The organism is Micromonospora sp. WMMD723, assembly GCF_049863385.1.
GTDB lineage: Bacteria > Actinomycetota > Actinomycetes > Mycobacteriales > Micromonosporaceae > Micromonospora > Micromonospora wenchangensis.
The window spans coordinates 1,466,499-1,484,023 of record NZ_JBMKNR010000001.1; the positions used below are offsets into that span (position 1 = coordinate 1,466,499).

Annotated in this window: 16 protein-coding genes; 3 read left to right on the forward strand and 13 right to left on the reverse strand. The window is 72.6% G+C overall.

The genetic code is table 11. The features are described 5' to 3' along the window. Nucleotides 1-135 precede the first annotated feature (135 nt). The gene (disA, locus tag ACN261_RS06715; RefSeq protein WP_421484452.1) at nucleotides 136-1,317 is read left to right on the forward strand and encodes a DNA integrity scanning diadenylate cyclase DisA; all 1,182 of its coding nucleotides are present in this window, start codon (nucleotides 136-138) and stop codon (nucleotides 1,315-1,317) included. Nucleotides 1,318-1,326: 9 nt separating this feature from the next. Here disA and ACN261_RS06720 read toward each other — a convergent pair whose 3' ends face one another. The 3 genes from ACN261_RS06720 to ACN261_RS06730 all read right to left on the reverse strand — a co-directional run bounded on the left by ACN261_RS06720 (nucleotide 1,327) and on the right by ACN261_RS06730 (nucleotide 3,338). Beyond that, complete coding sequence (locus tag ACN261_RS06720; RefSeq protein WP_425848973.1) at nucleotides 1,327-2,058, reverse strand: hypothetical protein; 732 nt, start codon at nucleotides 2,056-2,058, stop codon at nucleotides 1,327-1,329. Between the two features lie 148 nt (nucleotides 2,059-2,206). After that, a complete protein-coding gene (locus tag ACN261_RS06725; protein WP_357925867.1) occupies nucleotides 2,207-2,770 on the reverse strand; it encodes a peptide deformylase in 564 nt (187 codons plus the stop codon). Between the two features lie 55 nt (nucleotides 2,771-2,825). After that, complete coding sequence (locus tag ACN261_RS06730) at nucleotides 2,826-3,338, reverse strand: glycine cleavage system protein R (RefSeq protein ID WP_421484455.1); 513 nt, start codon at nucleotides 3,336-3,338, stop codon at nucleotides 2,826-2,828. A 96-nt stretch (nucleotides 3,339-3,434) separates the two neighbouring features. On the opposite strand from ACN261_RS06730, the gene ACN261_RS06735 reads away from it, so the two are divergent. Further along, nucleotides 3,435-4,340 (forward strand): A/G-specific adenine glycosylase, encoded by a 906-nt coding sequence (locus ACN261_RS06735; RefSeq protein ID WP_421484456.1) that lies wholly within the window; start codon nucleotides 3,435-3,437, stop codon nucleotides 4,338-4,340. 118 nt (nucleotides 4,341-4,458) lie between these two features. Here the strand turns inward: ACN261_RS06735 and ACN261_RS06740 are convergent, their stop codons facing one another. The 3 genes from ACN261_RS06740 to lysS all read right to left on the reverse strand — a co-directional run bounded on the left by ACN261_RS06740 (nucleotide 4,459) and on the right by lysS (nucleotide 9,420). After that, nucleotides 4,459-6,984, reverse strand: coding sequence for an ATP-dependent Clp protease ATP-binding subunit (locus ACN261_RS06740; RefSeq protein ID WP_088647575.1), 2,526 nt, complete (start codon nucleotides 6,982-6,984; stop codon nucleotides 4,459-4,461). A 469-nt stretch (nucleotides 6,985-7,453) separates the two neighbouring features. Then, on the reverse strand, nucleotides 7,454-7,798 hold the full coding sequence (locus tag ACN261_RS06745) for a histone-like nucleoid-structuring protein Lsr2 (RefSeq protein ID WP_168222573.1): 345 nt from the start codon (nucleotides 7,796-7,798) through the stop codon (nucleotides 7,454-7,456). Nucleotides 7,799-7,911: 113 nt separating this feature from the next. Further along, nucleotides 7,912-9,420, reverse strand: a complete 1,509-nt coding sequence (gene lysS, locus ACN261_RS06750; protein ID WP_421484457.1) for a lysine--tRNA ligase — start codon at nucleotides 9,418-9,420, stop codon at nucleotides 7,912-7,914. Nucleotides 9,421-9,513: 93 nt separating this feature from the next. Between lysS and ACN261_RS06755 the strand changes: the two genes are divergently transcribed. Further along, entirely contained in the window at nucleotides 9,514-10,254 is a 741-nt protein-coding gene (locus ACN261_RS06755) for a class I SAM-dependent methyltransferase (RefSeq protein ID WP_425848979.1), read from the forward strand. Between the two features lie 28 nt (nucleotides 10,255-10,282). On the opposite strand, the gene ACN261_RS06760 is transcribed toward ACN261_RS06755, so the two are convergent. From ACN261_RS06760 to ACN261_RS06790, 7 genes are all read right to left on the reverse strand, one after another. Continuing rightward, on the reverse strand, nucleotides 10,283-11,041 hold the full coding sequence (locus ACN261_RS06760; protein WP_088647577.1) for a type III pantothenate kinase: 759 nt from the start codon (nucleotides 11,039-11,041) through the stop codon (nucleotides 10,283-10,285). A gap of 71 nt (nucleotides 11,042-11,112) precedes the next feature. After that, a complete protein-coding gene (gene nadC, locus ACN261_RS06765; protein ID WP_421484459.1) occupies nucleotides 11,113-12,009 on the reverse strand; it encodes a carboxylating nicotinate-nucleotide diphosphorylase in 897 nt (298 codons plus the stop codon). 232 nt (nucleotides 12,010-12,241) lie between these two features. Further along, complete coding sequence (locus ACN261_RS06770; RefSeq protein WP_425848982.1) at nucleotides 12,242-13,939, reverse strand: L-aspartate oxidase; 1,698 nt, start codon at nucleotides 13,937-13,939, stop codon at nucleotides 12,242-12,244. Between the two features lie 74 nt (nucleotides 13,940-14,013). Continuing rightward, a complete protein-coding gene (locus ACN261_RS06775; protein ID WP_421484461.1) occupies nucleotides 14,014-14,916 on the reverse strand; it encodes a septum formation family protein in 903 nt (300 codons plus the stop codon). A 100-nt stretch (nucleotides 14,917-15,016) separates the two neighbouring features. Then, nucleotides 15,017-15,442 (reverse strand): aspartate 1-decarboxylase, encoded by a 426-nt coding sequence (gene panD, locus ACN261_RS06780; protein ID WP_088647581.1) that lies wholly within the window; start codon nucleotides 15,440-15,442, stop codon nucleotides 15,017-15,019. A 29-nt stretch (nucleotides 15,443-15,471) separates the two neighbouring features. After that, nucleotides 15,472-16,317, reverse strand: a complete 846-nt coding sequence (panC, locus tag ACN261_RS06785; protein WP_425848986.1) for a pantoate--beta-alanine ligase — start codon at nucleotides 16,315-16,317, stop codon at nucleotides 15,472-15,474. A 182-nt stretch (nucleotides 16,318-16,499) separates the two neighbouring features. Continuing rightward, nucleotides 16,500-17,477 carry a Rossmann-like and DUF2520 domain-containing protein gene (locus ACN261_RS06790; protein ID WP_421484463.1) on the reverse strand — a complete coding sequence of 326 codons (978 nt, stop codon included), beginning with the start codon at nucleotides 17,475-17,477 and terminating at the stop codon, nucleotides 16,500-16,502. Between the last annotated feature and the right edge of the window lie 48 nt (nucleotides 17,478-17,525).

Sequence of the window (17,525 nt, forward strand, 5' to 3'; positions counted from 1 at the left end):
TGGCGACGACGGGGGACCGGTCGGGCCATACCGGTCGACGTCCGGCAGGCCCGACCAGGGGAGGTCATCCGACGCCGTGACACATCACAGTAACCACGAGAGCACCCACCGCAGGGCAGTCCGTAGACTGTGCGCGTGCCGACCGACCGCGACGCCGCCAAGCCTGCCGGCGCGACGCCCCACACCCGCGCCGCCGCCGTGGGTTCGCCCACCCGTCCGATCAGCGTGAGCGTGGCCGGGGCCGCCGGCAGCGCCGGTGATCCGCTACGGGCCAATCTCGCACTGATGGCTCCCGGCACCGCGTTGCGCGACGGGCTCGAACGCATCCTGCGCGGTCGGACGGGCGCACTGATCGTCCTCGGCTACGACAAGGTCGTCGACGGGATCTGCACCGGCGGCTTCCCGATGGACGTCGAGTTCTCCGCCACCCGGGTCCGTGAGCTGTGCAAGATGGACGGCGCGGTGGTGCTCTCCAGTGACGGCACCCGGATCGTGCAGGCCGGGGTGCACCTGATGCCCGACCCGTCCATCCCGACCGAGGAGTCCGGCACCCGGCACCGCACCGCCGAGCGGGTGGCCCGGCAGACCGGCTACCCGGTCATCTCGGTCAGCCAGTCGATGCGGATCATCAGCCTCTACGTCAACGGGCAGCGGCACGTGCTCGACGACTCGGCGGCGATCCTCTCCCGGGCCAACCAGGCCCTGGCCACCCTGGAGCGGTACAAGCTCCGCCTCGACGAGGTCTCCGGCACCCTGTCCGCGCTGGAGATCGAGGATCTGGTCACCGTCCGCGACGCGGTCGCCGTGGTACAGCGGCTGGAGATGGTCCGCCGGATCGCCGACGAGATCGCCGGGTACGTGGTCGAGCTCGGCACCGACGGCCGCCTGCTCGCCCTGCAACTCGACGAGCTGATGGCGGGGGTCGACGCCGACCGTACCCTGGTCATCCGGGACTACCTGCCCGCCGGCCGCAAGTCGCGCACCCTCGACGAGGCCTTGGTCGAGTTGGACCTGCTCGGCGCGACCGAGCTGATCGACCTGGTCGCGGTCGCCAAGGCGATCGGCTACCCGGCCGCCTCCGACGCGCTCGACGCGGCGGTCAGCCCACGCGGGTTCCGGCTGCTGGCCAAGGTGCCCCGGCTGCCGGTGGCCATCGTCGACCGGCTGGTGCTGCACTTCGGCAGCCTCCAGCGGCTGCTCGGGGCGACCGTGGAGGACCTCCAGGCCGTCGAGGGCGTAGGTGACGCGCGGGCCCGGGGCGTCCGTGAGGGGCTGTCCCGGCTGGCCGAGGCGTCCATCCTGGAACGGTACGTCTGACCGGGACGGTCAGCCGGTGACGACCAGCTTGACCGGCTCGCTCAGCTTGGTGCCCACCCGGGCGAAGACCTGGTAGTTGCCGGCCGGCGGGTTGGGGCCCGCAGCCACCCCCTGGTTGCACCGGCTGGCGTCCATGCCGTTCCAGGTGAGTTGGTAGGAGCGCTCGAAACCGGGGGTGAACGACTGCACGTCGGCGCCCCGGCCGGTGCCGCAGGTGTCCGACGACCAGACCTTCTCCGCCCCGGACTTGATGAACAGCTCCTGGGCGTCCGCGCCGACGTCCCGGTTGCAGGTCCGCTGGGACTTGTTCCTGACCTTGAGGCTGAGGTCGACCGGGGCACCCCGACGTACCTCGGCGGGGAGCGCCACCGGGGTCACCACGATCTCGCTGTCGGTGCAGGTGCCGTCGTCGACCCGGACCGGATTGGCCGGCGGGGTGGGCGGATCGGCGGGCGGAGTGCTGCTCGTGTCCGGATCGGTGGTCGGCCCGGCCGGCGGAGCCCCCGCCTCGGAGCCGCCCGACGGGGAGGCGGAACCGGCAGGCGGCGAGGCGGCCGTCGGGGTTGTCCCGCCCGCGGCGGGGGCCGACGACGAGGCCCCGGCACCGGGTGTGGCACCGGTGTCCCCCGATCGGGCACACGAGTAGAGCAGAACAACCAGGAGCAGAAGCCCCGCTCCGAGTACGACGGCACGACGCCGCCAGTACACGGCGGAAGGCAGGGGACCGACCGTCAGACGCATGATGCCCCCACCGTAGCGGCGCGGCGCACCTGGACCGGCCACGACTCGCCGGGCATCAGGCACCGGGCGGCGAACGACGTTCCACTGACGACAGTCGGCCGGCCCGCTGCGCCGGGGACCGGTGTCGCCACCGGGGTGACCGGCCGGGTCACAGGTAGACCTTGCGTTGGTAGACCGCGTGCGCGCCGGCCACCCGGTCGAGGAAGAGCAGCCCGGCACAGTGGTCGATCTCGTGTTGCAGGGCGCGCGCCTCGAACCCGTCGGTGACCAGCCGCACCGCCGTGCCGCTACCGGGCAGCGCCCCCTCGACCACCAGCCGGCTGGCCCGCTTCACGTCGCCGGTCAGGTCGGGCACCGACATGCAGCCCTCCCGGCCCGGCTTCCACCGGCTCGCCTCCACCACCCGGGCGTTGCAGAGCACGAAGGTGCCGTGCACCGTCACCGCCTTGGGATGCCCGGTCACGTCCACGGCGAACACCTGCGCCCCCACCCCAACCTGCGGCGCCGCCAACCCCACGCAGCCGGGCGACACCCGCATGGTGGCCACCAGGTCGGCGGCGAGCCGGACGGTCTCCTCGGCGGTCGGGTCCACCTCCGGGCCCGGCCGGCTCAGCACCGGCTCGGGGGCGCAGACCACCCGACGCACCTCCCCCGGCAGGCCCAGGTCCGCCGGGGTCCAGCCGCCGAGCCCGAGGTAGGGTTCCGCGCTCACGGGTTCACCTCGGTTCGCGACTGCGGGGCTCGCACACCCCGCTCGCTCCTCGCGCTCACAGGAGGTCCGGGTCGGCGGGGCGCAGGGACACCCCGACCCCCAGGTCGGCGGCCGTTCGGGCGAGTCGGCCGGCCAGCTCGTCGGCGCGGCCCGTCGGCAGGTCCACCTCGGCCACCACCACGTAGAGCGTGCCGGCCAGGCGGGTGCTCAGATCCGTCACGTTGCCACCCGCCTCGGCGATCACCCGGGTCATCGCGGCCACGATGCCCATCCGGTCCGCGCCGTGCACCGACAGCACGTACGGCTCACCCGCCGGCGTCGCCGTACCGTCCGGGATGACCGCGCGTACGGTGGCCAGGAGTTGGCCGTCGGCGGCCAGTGGGGTCAGGGCGGCCTCGACCTCGGCGACGGCGGGGCCGACGCAGATCAGGGTCATGGCGAAGTGACCGCGCAGCCGGGTCATCGTGGAGTCGGTGAGGTTCGCGCCGAGCCCGGCGAGCACCTCGGCGACGTCGGCCACGATGCCGGGCCGGTCCCGACCGATGACGGTGATCGCGAGCTCGCTCATCCGGGCATTCTGCCCGATCCGCACGGCGGCGCGGCGACGCCCCGCCCGGCCCGCCCAACCAGCGGGAAGCCATCGCGTGACATCATCGTCGGCGCGATGACTGAACCCACCTTCACCACCCTGGTCAGCCGGTGGTACGAGCAGAACGCCCGCGACCTGCCCTGGCGGGTGCCCGGCATCGGGGCCTGGCCGATCCTGGTCAGCGAGGTCATGCTCCAGCAGACCCCGGTGGTACGTGTCCTGCCCGCCTGGCACGCCTGGCTCGCCCGGTGGCCCGATCCCGCCGCCCTCGCCGCCGACACCCCGGCCGAGGCGATCCGGATGTGGGGTCGGCTCGGCTACCCGCGTCGCGCGGTACGGCTGCGCGAATGTGCGGTGGCGATCGTGGAGCGGCACGGCGGCCTGGTGCCCGACCAGTTGGACCAGTTGTTGGCGTTGCCCGGCATCGGGACGTACACGGCGCGGGCGGTCGCCGCGTTCGCCTACGGCCAGCGGCACCCGGTGGTCGACACGAACGTCCGACGGGTCGTCTCCCGGGCCGTCGCCGGTGAACCGGATGCGGGCCCGGCCACCACCCCGGCCGACCTGGTCGCCTGCGCGGAGCTGCTGCCGGTGGAGCCGGCCGCCGCCGCACTGGCCAGCGCCGCCTTCATGGAACTCGGGGCGATCGTCTGCACCGCCCGCTCGCCGCGCTGCACGAGTTGTCCGGTCGAGTCGATCTGCGCATGGCGGGCGTCCGGCCAGGCGGCACCCACCGGTCCGACCCGCAAGGTCCAGCGGTACGCGGGCACCGACCGTCAGGTACGCGGACTGCTGCTCGGGGTGCTCCGGGACGCCACCGGTCCGGTGCCGCACCAGCGGCTCGACCAGGTGTGGCACGACGACGTGCAGCGGGCCCGCGCGCTCGCCGCGCTGGTCAGGGACGGCATGGTGGAGCCGGTCGGCGAGCAGCACTTCCGGCTCATCGGGGACGGGCCGGTCACCCAACCGCTTCCCGGCTGACCGGGAGCGCATCCGGCCGGCCCCGCCCGACCCACCTGACAGACGGGGCGGCGGCCCGGTGGCTCACGCCACCGGGCCGCCGCCCTCGTGCTCGGTGTCCTACCGACCCCGTCGGGGCCTACTCGCCCGTGGTGGCGGCGCCACCCAGGTCGGCCGGGACGGCGTCCGGCACTGCGGCCGGACGGTCGGAGCCGTGGAAGACCAGCTTCGACTTGTCGATGTCCTCCGGGTCGCCCTCGCAGTCCACCACCACGATCTGACCGGGGGTCAGCTCGTTGAACAGGATCCGCTCGGAGAGGTTGTCCTCGATGTCGCGCTGGATCGTCCGACGCAGCGGACGGGCACCCAGCACCGGGTCGAAGCCCTTCTTGGACAGGTACTTCTTGGCGTTGTCGGTCAACTCCAGGCCCATGTCCTTGTTGCGGAGCTGGCCCTCGATCCGCTGGATCATGATGTCCACGATCGAGAGGATCTCGTTCTGCCGCAGCTGGTGGAAGACGATGGTGTCGTCGATCCGGTTGAGGAACTCGGGCCGGAAGTGCTGCTTCAGCTCGTCGTTGACCTTCTGCTTCATCCGGTCGTAGGTGGACTCGGAGTCCTCCGACTGCTGGAAGCCCAGCGACACCGCCTTGGCGACGTCCCGGGTGCCCAGGTTGGTGGTCAGGATGATGACCGTGTTCTTGAAGTCCACGATCCGACCCTGACCGTCGGTCAACCGGCCGTCCTCCAGGATCTGGAGCAGCGTGTTGAACACGTCCGGGTGGGCCTTCTCGATCTCGTCGAAGAGCACCACCGAGAACGGGCGACGACGCACCTTCTCGGTCAGCTGGCCGCCCTCGTCGTAACCGACGTAGCCGGGAGGGGCACCGACGAGGCGGGACACCGTGTAGCGGTCGTGGAACTCGGACATGTCCAGCTGGATCAGCGCGTCCTCGCTGCCGAACAGGAACTCGGCCAGCGCCTTGGACAGCTCGGTCTTACCGACACCGGACGGGCCGGCGAAGATGAACGAGCCGGACGGCCGCTTCGGGTCCTTCAGGCCGGCCCGGGTACGCCGGATCGCCTTCGACACCGCCTTGACCGCGTCCTCCTGGCCGATGACGCGCTTGTGCAGCTCGTCCTCCATCCGCAGCAGCCGGGAGGTCTCCTCCTCGGTCAGCTTGTAGACGGGGATGCCGGTCCAGTTGCCGAGCACCTCGGCGATCTGCTCGTCGTCGACCTCGCTGACGACGTCCAGGTCACCGGCCTTCCACTCCTTCTCCCGCTGCGCCTTCTGACCGAGGAGCTGCTTCTCCTTGTCGCGCAGCTGGGCGGCCCGCTCGAAGTCCTGCGCGTCGATCGCGGACTCCTTGTCGCGGCGCACCTGGGCGATCCGCTCGTCGAAGTCACGCAGGTCTGGCGGCGCGGTCATCCGGCGGATGCGCATCCGGGCTCCGGCCTCGTCGATCAGGTCGATCGCCTTGTCGGGCAGGAAGCGGTCGGAGATGTACCGGTCGGCAAGCGTCGCGGCGGCCACGAGGGCGGCGTCGGTGATGCTCACCCGGTGGTGTGCCTCGTAGCGGTCCCGCAGGCCCTTGAGGATCTCGATGGTGTGGGCCAGCGACGGCTCACCCACCTGGATCGGCTGGAAACGACGCTCCAACGCGGCGTCCTTCTCCAGGTGCTTGCGGTATTCGTCGAGGGTGGTCGCACCGATGGTCTGCAGCTCGCCCCGGGCCAGCATCGGCTTGAGGATGCTCGCCGCGTCGATCGCGCCCTCGGCGGCACCCGCACCGACCAGGGTGTGGATCTCGTCGATGAACAGGATGATGTCGCCCCGGGTGCGGATCTCCTTGAGCACCTTCTTGAGGCGCTCCTCGAAGTCACCCCGGTAGCGGGAGCCGGCGACCAGGGCACCGAGGTCGAGGGTGTAGAGCTGCTTGTCCTTCAGCGTCTCGGGCACCTCGCCCTTGATGATCTTCTGGGAAAGGCCCTCCACCACGGCGGTCTTACCGACGCCGGGCTCACCGATCAGGACCGGGTTGTTCTTGGTGCGGCGGGACAGCACCTGCATGACCCGCTCGATCTCCTTCTCGCGCCCGATCACCGGGTCGAGCTTGCCTTCGCGGGCGGCCTGGGTCAGGTTGCGACCGAACTGGTCCAGCACGAGGCTGGTCGACGGCGCGGCCTCACCCGGCGCGGTGCCGGCGGCGGCCGGCTCCTTGCCCTGGTAGCCGGAGAGGAGCTGGATCACCTGCTGGCGGACCCGGTTGAGGTCGGCGCCCAGCTTCACCAGCACCTGGGCGGCGACGCCCTCGCCCTCGCGGATCAGCCCGAGCAGGATGTGCTCGGTGCCGATGTAGTTGTGGCCGAGCTGCAGCGCCTCGCGCAGGGACAGCTCCAGCACCTTCTTGGCCCGGGGCGTGAACGGGATGTGCCCGCTCGGCGCCTGCTGGCCCTGGCCGATGATCTCCTCGACCTGCTGACGGACGCCCTCCAGGGAGATGCCGAGGCTCTCCAGGGCCTTGGCCGCCACACCCTCACCCTCGTGGATCAGGCCCAGCAGGATGTGCTCCGTACCGATGTAGTTGTGGTTGAGCATCCGGGCCTCTTCTTGGGCCAGGACGACAACCCGTCGCGCTCGGTCGGTGAACCGCTCGAACATGCCCTCGTGCTCCTCACGTGCCGTGCGCCTCGACTGCGACATCTTGGCGGGGCCGGTGCTCGGACGTCCGGGACGGGCGTCCGTGCCTCCTTACTCTATCGCCGCTGACCGACTCCGCTGAGGTCGTGTCTCCTCGTACCGAGCCGTTCCGACGTCGTTTTGACCAACCATCCGCGCTCAGGAGGTGTTCCGGCACCCCAGCCTGTACGCGCAGAGCGAAATTCGCCCGGGGTGCACGACGCCCTCCCGGGGGCCCGTGGGTCATCCACAGGCTGTGGACGAAGTCTCCACCGCCTGTGGACAACGCCCCCGGAGCCGGAGAACTTCCCTCCCGGGCCGGGTTCCGCCGCCGACCGCGAGGAGGGGCACCCGCGACGCCCGGAGGCACCGCGGACCGCCCGGACCGGCCCCAGACGGCGACGCCGGCCCGGAGGGGTGCTCCGGCCCGGCGTCGGTTCGCCACTGACGCTCAGCGGGTCGCGTGGTACTCGTCGACGATCTCCTGCGGGATGCGACCCCGGTCGGAGATGTCCTTGCCGTTCTTCTTGGCCCAGGACCGGATCGCCTTGTTCTGCTCGCGGTCGGCGGTCGCCCCGCCCCGGCCCCGGGCGGCCCGGCCACCCACGACCACGCCGCCCCGACCGACCCGGGTACCGGCGGCCACGTACGGCGCGAAAACATCCCGCAATTTGTCGGCGTTGGAGTTCGACAGGTCGATCTCGTACTGAACGCCGTCGAGGGCGAACTTGACGGTCTCGTCCGCGTCCCCGCCGTCCAGGTCATCGACCAGCTTGTGAATGATCTGCTTGGCCACGTCCCACATTCCTTTCGAGCAGGGTGCTCCTGCAATAGGAGCACGATAACCCGCCCGATGCTTGCCACGTCAATAGGTCGCTGTAACGACCCGGCAAAGGTCCCCCTGCGGGGCTACTCGGCACGGACCAACGGGAAGAGGATGGTTTCCCGAATTCCCAGGCCGGTCAGCGCCATCAAGAGCCGGTCGATTCCCATTCCCATACCCCCGGCCGGCGGCATTCCGTACTCCATGGCCCGGAGAAAGTCCTCGTCCAGCCGCATGGCCTCGTCGTCGCCCCGGGCGGCCAGCTGCGCCTGCGCGACCAGGCGTTCCCGCTGCACCACCGGGTCGACCAGCTCCGAGTACGCGGTGCCCAACTCGAAGCCGAGCACGTAGAGGTCCCACTTCTCGGCCAGGCCCGGCTCGCTGCGGTGGGCCCGGGTCAGCGGGCTGGTCTCCTCCGGGTAGTCGCGCACGAAGGTCGGTGCCTGGAGGCTCGGCACCACCAGTTCCTCGAACAACTCCTCGGCCAGCTTGCCCGGACCCCACTTCGGGTCGACCGCCAGCCCCACCTTGTCGGCGTACTCCACCAGGCGGGCCCGGTCGGTGCGGACCGTGACCTCCTCGCCGAGGGCCTCGGAAAGCACCCCGAAGAGGGTGACCGAGCGCCACTGCCCGCCCAGGTCGAACTCGCGCCCGTCGGCGTGGGTCACCGTCGTCGAGCCGCTGACCGCCACCGCCGCCTGCTGCACGAGATTACGGGTCAACTCGGCCATCGTGTCGTAGTCGCCGTACGCCTGGTAGGTCTCCAGCATCGCGAACTCCGGGGAGTGCGACGAGTCGACTCCCTCATTGCGGAAGTTGCGGTTGATCTCGAACACCCGGTCGACCCCGCCGACCACGGCGCGCTTGAGAAACAGTTCCGGCGCGATTCGCAGATACAGATCCGTACCGAGTGCATTGCTGTGGGTCACGAATGGGCGGGCCGCCGCGCCCCCGTGCAGCAACTGGAGCATCGGCGTCTCGACCTCGATGAATCCCTGACCGTGCAACGAGTCGCGCAGGCTGCGCACCGCCGCGGCCCGGGTCCGGACCATCTGGCGGGCCTGCGGACGGACGATCAGGTCCACGTAACGCTGGCGGACCCGGGCCTCCTCGCTCAGCGGCTTGTGCGCCACCGGCAACGGACGCAGCGCCTTGGCGGTCACCGCCCACTCGTCGGCGAGCACCGACAACTCACCACGCCGACTGGTGATCACCTCGCCGGTGACACCGACGTGGTCACCCAGGTCGACCAGGCGCTTCCAGTCCTCCAGCCGCTCCGCGCCGACCCGGTCCAGGGAGAGCATCGCCTGCAACTCGGTGCCGTCGCCGTCGCGCAGGGTCGCGAAACAGAGCTTGCCGGTGTTCCGTACGAAGATCACCCGGCCGGTGACCGAGACGCGGTCCCCGGTCGCGGTGTCGGTGGGCAGTTCGGCGTACCGCTCGCGCACCTCGGCCAGGGTGCTGGTCCGGGGAAAACCGACGGGGTACGGCTCGACGCCCTCGGCGAGCATCCGGTCCCGCTTCTCCCGGCGGACCTTCATCTGCTCGGGAAGGTCGTCGGCGGGGTCCACTGGCACGGCGTTCTGCTCGGTCACGGCACGCTTCCTCGGGCTTGGGGAGTTTCGACTGGGTCAGCCCATGAGCGTACTCATGCCCCCGGGCGGCCGTTACGGGATAACCTGCCCGGCATGGTCGAGCACACCCGGGCACGGTCCTTCGGTGCGGTCGCCGCCGACTACGACCGGTTCCGACCCGGCTATCCGGCCGAGGCGCTGCGCTGGGCGCTGGCCGGCGCGGGTGCGGTCGCCGGCGTGGTCGACCTGGCCGCCGGCACCGGCCTGCTCACCCGTGGCCTGCTGGCCCTCGGCCACCAGGTGACCCCGGTGGAACCCGACCCGGCGATGCGGGCCCGGCTCGACGCGGCCGTCCCCGGGACCACCGCGCTGGCCGGCTCCGCCGAGGCGGTCCCGCTGCCCGACGCGAGCGCCGACGCGGTGCTGGTCGGGCAGGCGTACCACTGGTTCGACCGGGAACGCGCGCACGTCGAGATCGCCCGGGTGCTCCGGCCGGACGGCATCTTCGCTCCGATCTGGAACATCCGGGACGAAACGGTGGACTGGGTGGCCGAGCTGGGGCGGATCGCCCAGATGGGCGAGAGCAGCAGCGACCTGACCGTGAAGGTGACCACCTTCGGTGCGGCCTTCGGCCCGGTCGAGCTGGGCCGGTTCACCCACCGCACGACCGTCACCGCAGACGAGGTGGTCGGGCTGATGCGTACCCGCTCACACTGGTTGGTCGCCACCCCGCAGCAGCGGCAACGGATGGAACGGGACCTGCGCGAACTGTTCGCCACCCACCCCGACCTGGCCGGCCGGGCGACCGTCGAACTGCCGTACCAGACGCTGGTCTTCCGGGCCCGGCGGCGCTGAACCGCCGCGACCGGCCCGGCCGCCGTGATCAGGTGTTGCGCTCGTAGACCATGCGCAGGCCGATCAGGGTGATCATCGGCTCGTGGTGGGTGATGGTCCGGCACTCGCCGATCACCACCGAGGCCAGCCCCCCGGTGGCGATCACCGCCCGGACCTCGCCCAACTCCTCGGTCATCCGCTCGACGATCCGGTCGACCTGCCCGGCGAAGCCGAAGTAGAGGCCGGACTGGAGGCACTCGACGGTGTTCTTGCCGATCACCGAGCGGGGCTTGTTCGCCTCCACCTTGCGCAGCTGGGCGGCGCGGGCGGCGAGCGCGTCGAAGGAGATCTCGATGCCGGGGGCGAACGCCCCGCCGAGGAACTCCCCCCGGCCGCTGATCACGTCGAAGTTGGTGGTGGTGCCGAAGTCCACCACGATCGACGGGCCACCGTAGAGGGTGTACGCGGCCAGTGTGTTGACCACCCGGTCCGCGCCGACCTCCTTCGGGTTGTCGATGGCGAGCTGCACGCCGGTGCGCACCCCCGGCTCGACGACGACGCTCGGCAGGTCGGCGTAGTAGCGGGCCAGCATGGTCCGCAGCGAGCGCAGCGCCGCCGGCACCGTCGAGCAGGCGGCCACCCCGGTGATCTCCACGGCGTCACCGGCCAGCAGCCCCCGGAACATCAGCCCCAGCTCGTCCGCTGTCGAGCGGGCGTCGGTCTTGATCCGCCACGAGTGCACCAGGCGGTCGCCGTCGAAGGTCGCCAGCACGGTGTTGGTGTTTCCGATGTCGATGCAGAGCAGCACGCACGCAGCCTAGACGCCGGCCGGGCCGCCGGACGCGAGGAGTGGGCCGGGCCCCGGCCGCCCGTGCCGGCTCACCGCTCGCGCAGGTCCAGGGCGATGTCCAGGATCGGCGACGAGTGCGTCAGCGCGCCCACCGAGAGGTAGTCCACCCCGGTCGCCCCGTACTCGGCGGCCACCTCCAGGGTCAGCCCACCGGTCGCCTCCAGCTCCGCCCGGTCGCCGACCGCCGCGACCACCTCGCGCAGCGTCGCCGGGGACATGTTGTCCAGCAGCAGGAAGTCGGCACCCGCCTCGACCGCCTCCACCGCCTCGGCCGGGGTGTCCACCTCCACCTGCACCGGCACCTCGGGGAAGGTCTGCCGGACCCGCCGGTAGGCCGCCCCGACCCCACCGGCGGCAAGCTTGTGGTTGTCCTTGATCATGGCGACGTCGTACAGACCCATCCGCTTGTTGGTGCCGCCACCGGCGCGGACCGCGTACTTCTCCAGCATCCGCAGGCCGGGAGTGGTCTTGCGGGTGTCCAGCACGGTCGCCTTGGTGCCGGCCAGGGCGTCCGCCCAGGCCCGCGTGTGGGTGGCCACCCCGGACATCCGGGAGAGCAGGTTCAGCGCGGTGCGCTCGGCGGTGAGCAGCAGCCGGGTCGGGCCGGTCACCGTCGCCAGCACGTCACCCCGGGCCACCCGCGCGCCGTCGTGGGCCACCACGACCACCTCGACCGTACGCTCCGCAGCGGTCACCTCCCCGACCAGCTCGAAGACCGCGGCGGCCACCGCCAGCCCGGCCACCACCCCGTCCTCGCGGGCCACCAGGTCGGCGGTGTCGGTCTGCCCGGCCGCGATGGTGGCGACGCTGGTGACGTCGCGAAAATCCGCCCCCAGGTCCTCGGTGAGCGCGTCGACGATCACCCGCCGCACCCGCTCCGGGTCCAGCCCACCGACGGTTAGCGCCTGCCGCGTCGATTCCCGCACTGTGTTCCTCTCGTTCGCCACTGCGGGGCTCGCAAACCCGGCTCACTCCTCGGGCTCACCGTGCCCCCTCCGTTCGCCACTGCGGGGCTCGCAAACCCGGCTCACTCCTCGGGCTCACCCTGCCCCCTCCGTTCGCCACTGCGGGGCTCGCAAACCCGGCTCACTCCTCGGGCTCACACGCCTCCTCCGTTCGTCGGCGCTGCCCGCGCCACCGCTCCTTCGCCGCCCGTGGTCAGGGCAGCGCCTCCCAGCGTTCGGTCAGCCCGCCCCGGGCGTCGATCGCCGCGACCAGGTGGCCGCGCCACCGCTCGTCGGCCGTCGGGAAGTCCTCCCGCCAGTGGCAGCCGCGGGTCTCCTGCCGGGCGTACGCGGCGGCCACCAGGGTCGTCGCCACGGTGACCAGGTTCGTCGCCTCCCAACCGGCGGTGCCCGCCCGGCCGGCGTCCGCGGCCAGCCCGGTCAGGGTGGCGGCGGTCCCGGCGAGGCTGGCCGCCGACCGCAGCACCCCGGCACCCCGGGTCATCGACCGTTGCAGCGCCGGCACGCCCTCGGCGGACAGCACCCCGCCCCCGTCGCCCACCCACGCGCCGGTCGACGCCGGCTGCGCCTGCTCGGGCAGCCCGGTGGCGATGTCCTCGGCGATCCGGCGGGAGAAGACGAGCCCCTCCAGCAGCGAGTTGCTGGCCAGCCGGTTCGCGCCGTGCACGCCCGTGCAGGCGACCTCGCCGCAGGCGTACAGGCCGGGGATGGAGGTCCGGCCGCGCAGGTCGGTACGGACGCCGCCGGACGCGTAGTGGGCGGCCGGGGCGACCGGGATCAGATCGGTCGCCGGGTCGACCCCGATGGCCAGGCAGGACGCGACGATGGTCGGGAACCGCCCGGCGAGGAAGTCGCCGCCGAGGTGCCGGGCGTCGAGGTGGACGTGGTCGGCACCGGTGGCCAGCAACACCCGGTGGATGCCCTTGGCCACCACGTCGCGGGGGGCCAGTTCGGCCAGCTCGTGCTGGCCGAGCATGAACCGCTTGCCGTCGGCGTCGACCAGGTACGCGCCCTCGCCCCGCAGCGCCTCGGAGACCAGCGGCTGCTGGGCCAGGCCGGCCCCGGGCACCCGGGCCTGCTCGGGCACGATCAACGCGGTCGGATGGAACTGCACGAACTCGACGTCGGTGACCGCCGCGCCGGCCCGCAGCGCCAACGCCACGCCGTCCCCGGTGGAGACCGCCGGGTTGGTGGTGGCCGAGAAGACCTGCCCCATCCCGCCGGTGGCCAGCACCACCGCGCGGGCGAGCAGGGCGCCCACGCCGTCCTCGCTGCCCTCGCCGAGCACGTGCAGGGTGATCCCGCAGGCCGGGCCGGGAGAGTCCGGGCCGTCGCCGGGGGCACGCAGCAGGTCCAGCACCAGCGCGTTCTCGACCAGCCTGATCCACGGGTCGCGGCGGACCGCCGCGTGCAGGGCCCGCTGCACCTCCGCCCCGGTCGCGTCACCGCCGGCGTGCACGATCCGGTCGGCCCGGTGCCCGCCCTCCCGGGTGAGCATCAGCGAACCGTCCGGGTTGCGGTCGAACTCCGCGCCGATGCGCATCAGCTCCCGCAGCCGCAGCGGCCCCTCCTCCACCAGCAGCCGGACCGCCGCCGGGTCGCAGAGTCCGACCCCGGCGATCTCGGTGTCCCGGGCGTGCGCGGCGGGCGAGTCCGCCGGGTCGAGTACGGCGGCGATCCCGCCCTGCGCCCAGCGGGTCGAACCGTCGTCGATGTTGACCTTGGTGACCACGGTGACGTGCAGGCCCGCCTCGCGCAGGTGCAGCGCGGCGGTGAGCCCGGCCACCCCGGAGCCGACCACGATCACGTCGGTGGTCTCCACCCAGCCGGGCGCGGGAGCAGCCAGCAGGCTGGGCAGGGCCGGCAGGTCGACGGTCGGACGTAGTTCCATGACCACAGTCAACCCGAACGATCCTCGCGACGGGGGGCGGGGGGCGGGACGAGTGGTTTCGGCTACCCCGTCCGCTACTTCGTCCGCACCGGAAGGGCCGCCGGACCGCCGCCCTTCAACGAGGCCGTCACCGTCCGGTCGCTCAGCCACAGGTAGCAGCGGACCCCCCGGTCACCGACCCGCCACCGGCCCGGACCGGGCGGACGTACCACCACCCCGCTGCGGAAACGCAGCCTCGTGTCGTCCGGCACCCCGACGTACCGGGCCAGCACGCTGCGGCAGCCGGCGTACAACGGCAGCCAGTCGACATCCTTGGTCGGGTACGGCCGGTCAGGGGCCTTCCAGGCGCCCACGAACTCCGCCTCGTGCACCGCCGGGCACTCCACCGGGACCAGCACCTGCACCCCGGCGCCCCGACCGCTCTTGGCCCGCTGGCAGCCCAGCCGCAGCGGGGAGGGCCCCTTCAACGCGTCCCGCAGGCTGCCCGTGCGGGTGACCACGGTGGCCGCCGCCTCGACGGTGTTCAGCTCGCTCAGGTCGCACCGGAACCAGCGCGCCCCGGCCGCCCAACCCGGCGCGGTCGGCAGCGCCACCGCCAGTCGCAGCCGGCCGGCCCGCCAGTCGTCGCCCACGTACCCGGCGGCCCGGGTGTCGCACTCGGCGAACGCGCCCCGCAGCTCGGTCGAGCCGGTGGCCGGCGCGGTGGCCCGTTCCCCCGGCAACACGCCCACGTGCACCGTCTCCACCCGGTGCGGCACCGCGCAGTCCACCGGCGCGTACGCCGCCAGGGAGACCGTGTCGGTGAAGTCGGCGACCTGGCACACGCCCGCCGCGGGGGTGAACGGCCCGGCCGGCGGCAGGGCCGCCCAGTCGTCGGTGAGATCGCCGTCGAGGCCGCCCGGGGCACCGCAGGCCGCCAGGACCGCTCCCGCCGCCACGGCGGCGACGACGAGCGTCACCGCTCGGCGGACCCTCATCGCACGGCGCAACGCGGCCTCCCCCAGCCGACGACCGTCAATCCGACGGTCAGCCCAGGGTAACCAAAAATGACCTTCCGGTAACAGACCGGAATTCTGGTCAGCCGACGACGGCGAGCGGGCTCGGCACCGGGTCACCGGCCGTGCCGACGGCCGCCGCTGCCGGGTCGCCGCCCAGCTCAACCACCCTGTTGTCGGCGTCCACGTGGACCACCCGGGGGCGGTACGTGCGGGCCTCCGCGTCGTCCATCTGACCGTACGAGATCAGGATCACCAGGTCCTGCGGGTGCACCAGGTGCGCCGCCGCGCCGTTGATGCCGATCACGCCGCTGCCCCGCTCGCCGGGGATCACGTACGTCTCCAGCCGGGCCCCGTTGGTCACGTCCACGATCGCCACCTGCTCGCCCGGGAGCAGGTCGGCGGCGTCGAGCAGATCCTGGTCCACCGTCACCGAACCGACGTAGTGCAGGTCGGCCTGGGTCACCGTCGCCCGGTGGATCTTCGATTTGAGCATGGTCCGGAGCATCGTGGTGCCTTTCCGAGTCAGGTACGGGGTCAGCTACGGGGAGCGAGCCGGATGGCCAGGTTGTCGATCAGGCGGGTGCCGCCCACCCAGGCCGCGATCAGCAGCCGGGCCGGCCCGGCGACCGGTCCCGGCTCCAACTCCGGGTCGGTGAGCGCCAGGTAGTCCAGCCGCGCGCCCGGCGTCGCGCCCAGCGCCCGGTGGGCGGCGGTCAGCACGTCGCCGGCGTCCGCACCGCCCTCGGCGGCGGCCGCACCGGCCCGCAGCGCGGCGGACAGCCCCAGCGCCACCTGCCGCTCGTCCGCCGACAGGTAACGGTTACGGCTGGACAGGGCCAGCCCGTCCGGCTCCCGGACGGTCGGCACGCCGACCACCTCGACCGGCACGTCCAGGTCCCGGGCCATCCGGCGGACCAGGGTGAGCTGCTGGTAGTCCTTCTCCCCGAAGAACGTGAAATCGGGCCGGGTGAGCTGGAGCAGCTTCAACACCACGGTCAGCACCCCGTGGAAGAACCCGGGCCGGCTCTGCCCCTCCAACTCCTCACCGAGTCGGCCCGGGTGCACCCGGACCGTGGGCTGCCCGTCGGGGTACATGTCCGCCGCGGCCGGGGCGAACACCAGGTCCGCACCGGCCCGCCGGCACACCTCCAGGTCGGTGTCGAGGGTGCGCGGGTACCTGTCGAAGTCCTCGTCCGGGCCGAACTGCAACGGGTTCACGAAGATCGTCACCAGCACGTGGTCGGCCCGCTCCCGGGCGGCCCGGATCAGCGTCTCGTGCCCCGGGTGCAGCGCACCCATCGTCATCACGACGCCGACCGTGCCGGCGAGCCCGGCCCGCGCCTTCGCCAGCTCCGCCCGGGTGTGCACCAGTTCCGTCACTGAACTACCCTTCGTTCGCGCTGCGGGGCTCGCAAACCCGGCTCACTCCTCGCACTCACCGGATCACCCTTCGTTCGCGCTGCGGGGCTCGCAAACCCGGCTCACTCCTCGCACTCACCGGATCACCCTTCGTACGTGCTGCGGGGCTCGCAAAACCGGCTCACTGGCCCATCCGGGCCCGCTCACGCCGCCACTTCCCGGTGGACGCCCGCCAGCACGTCGAGCAGGGACTCGGCGTCGACCGGGCGCAGCCGGCCCGCCGCGATCGCCCGGTCGGCGCTGCGTCGGGCCAACGCCAGGTAGGGGGCGACGGATTCCGGCGCGGTCTGCGCCAGCCGGGCCAGATGCCGGCGTACGGTGCCCGCGTCGCCACGCGACACCGGGCCGGTGAGCGCGTCGTCACCGAGGCGCAGGGCATTCTCCAACGCCGCCCGCAGCAGCGGGGCCAGCACCTTCTCCGGCTGGGTCACCCCGGCGTCCCGCAGCCGGTCGGCCGCCTCGTTGACCAGGGTCACCAGGTGGTTCGCGCCGTGCGCCAGCGCCGCGTGGTAGAGCACCCGGTCGGTCTCCCCCACCCACTCCGGCACCCCGCCCAGGTCGGCGACGAGCCGGGCCGCCGCCGCCCGCAGCTCCGCCGGGGCGGTCACCCCGAAGGAGATACCGGCCAGCCGGGACAGGTCGTCAGGCGTACCGGTGAAGGTCATCGCGGGGTGCAGGGCCAGCGGCCGGGCGCCCACGGCGGCGGCCGGGGCCAGCACGCCCAGCCCGTGCGCCCCGGAGGTGTGCGCGACCACCTGGCCCGGGTGCAGCGCGCCCGTGTCGGCCAGCCCGGCGACCACACCGGCCAACGCGTCGTCGGGCACGGCGATCAGCAGCAGGTCGGCGGCGGCCCGGGCGACCGAGGTGGCCGACCGGTTCACCGCGTCCGGCAGGAGCAGCGCGATCCGGGCCCGGGTCGCCCCGGAGACACCGGAGGCGGCGACCACCCGGTGCCCGGCGGAGACCAGCGCCGCCCCGAGTACGGCACCCACCCGGCCGGCACCGACCACGCCCACGGTGAGACGGGCCGGAAGGACGAACGGGGCATCGGGTACGACGGGGCCCTGCGGTGCGGCGACGCCGGGTACGGCGGCCGGACGCGGGCGCAGCGGTGCGCTCATGGCGACGATCCAGTCCTCGAAGGGGGTACCGGTCGATGGCAAGTATGC

Bases quoted from the DNA above. Each gene is read 5' to 3' on its own strand.
- ACN261_RS06720 (WP_425848973.1), bottom strand. From the start codon at position 2,058: ATGCGTCTGACGGTCGGTCCCCTGCCTTCCGCCGTGTACTGGCGGCGT.
- ACN261_RS06730 (WP_421484455.1), bottom strand. From the start codon at position 3,338: ATGAGCGAGCTCGCGATCACCGTCATCGGTCGGGACCGGCCCGGCATC.
- ACN261_RS06735 (WP_421484456.1), top strand. From the start codon at position 3,435: ATGACTGAACCCACCTTCACCACCCTGGTCAGCCGGTGGTACGAGCAG.
- ACN261_RS06740 (WP_088647575.1), bottom strand. From the start codon at position 6,984: ATGTTCGAGCGGTTCACCGACCGAGCGCGACGGGTTGTCGTCCTGGCC.
- ACN261_RS06755 (WP_425848979.1), top strand. From the start codon at position 9,514: ATGGTCGAGCACACCCGGGCACGGTCCTTCGGTGCGGTCGCCGCCGAC.
- ACN261_RS06770 (WP_425848982.1), bottom strand. From the start codon at position 13,939: ATGGAACTACGTCCGACCGTCGACCTGCCGGCCCTGCCCAGCCTGCTG.
- ACN261_RS06775 (WP_421484461.1), bottom strand. From the start codon at position 14,916: ATGAGGGTCCGCCGAGCGGTGACGCTCGTCGTCGCCGCCGTGGCGGCG.
- panD (WP_088647581.1), bottom strand. From the start codon at position 15,442: ATGCTCCGGACCATGCTCAAATCGAAGATCCACCGGGCGACGGTGACC.
- ACN261_RS06790 (WP_421484463.1), bottom strand. From the start codon at position 17,477: ATGAGCGCACCGCTGCGCCCGCGTCCGGCCGCCGTACCCGGCGTCGCC.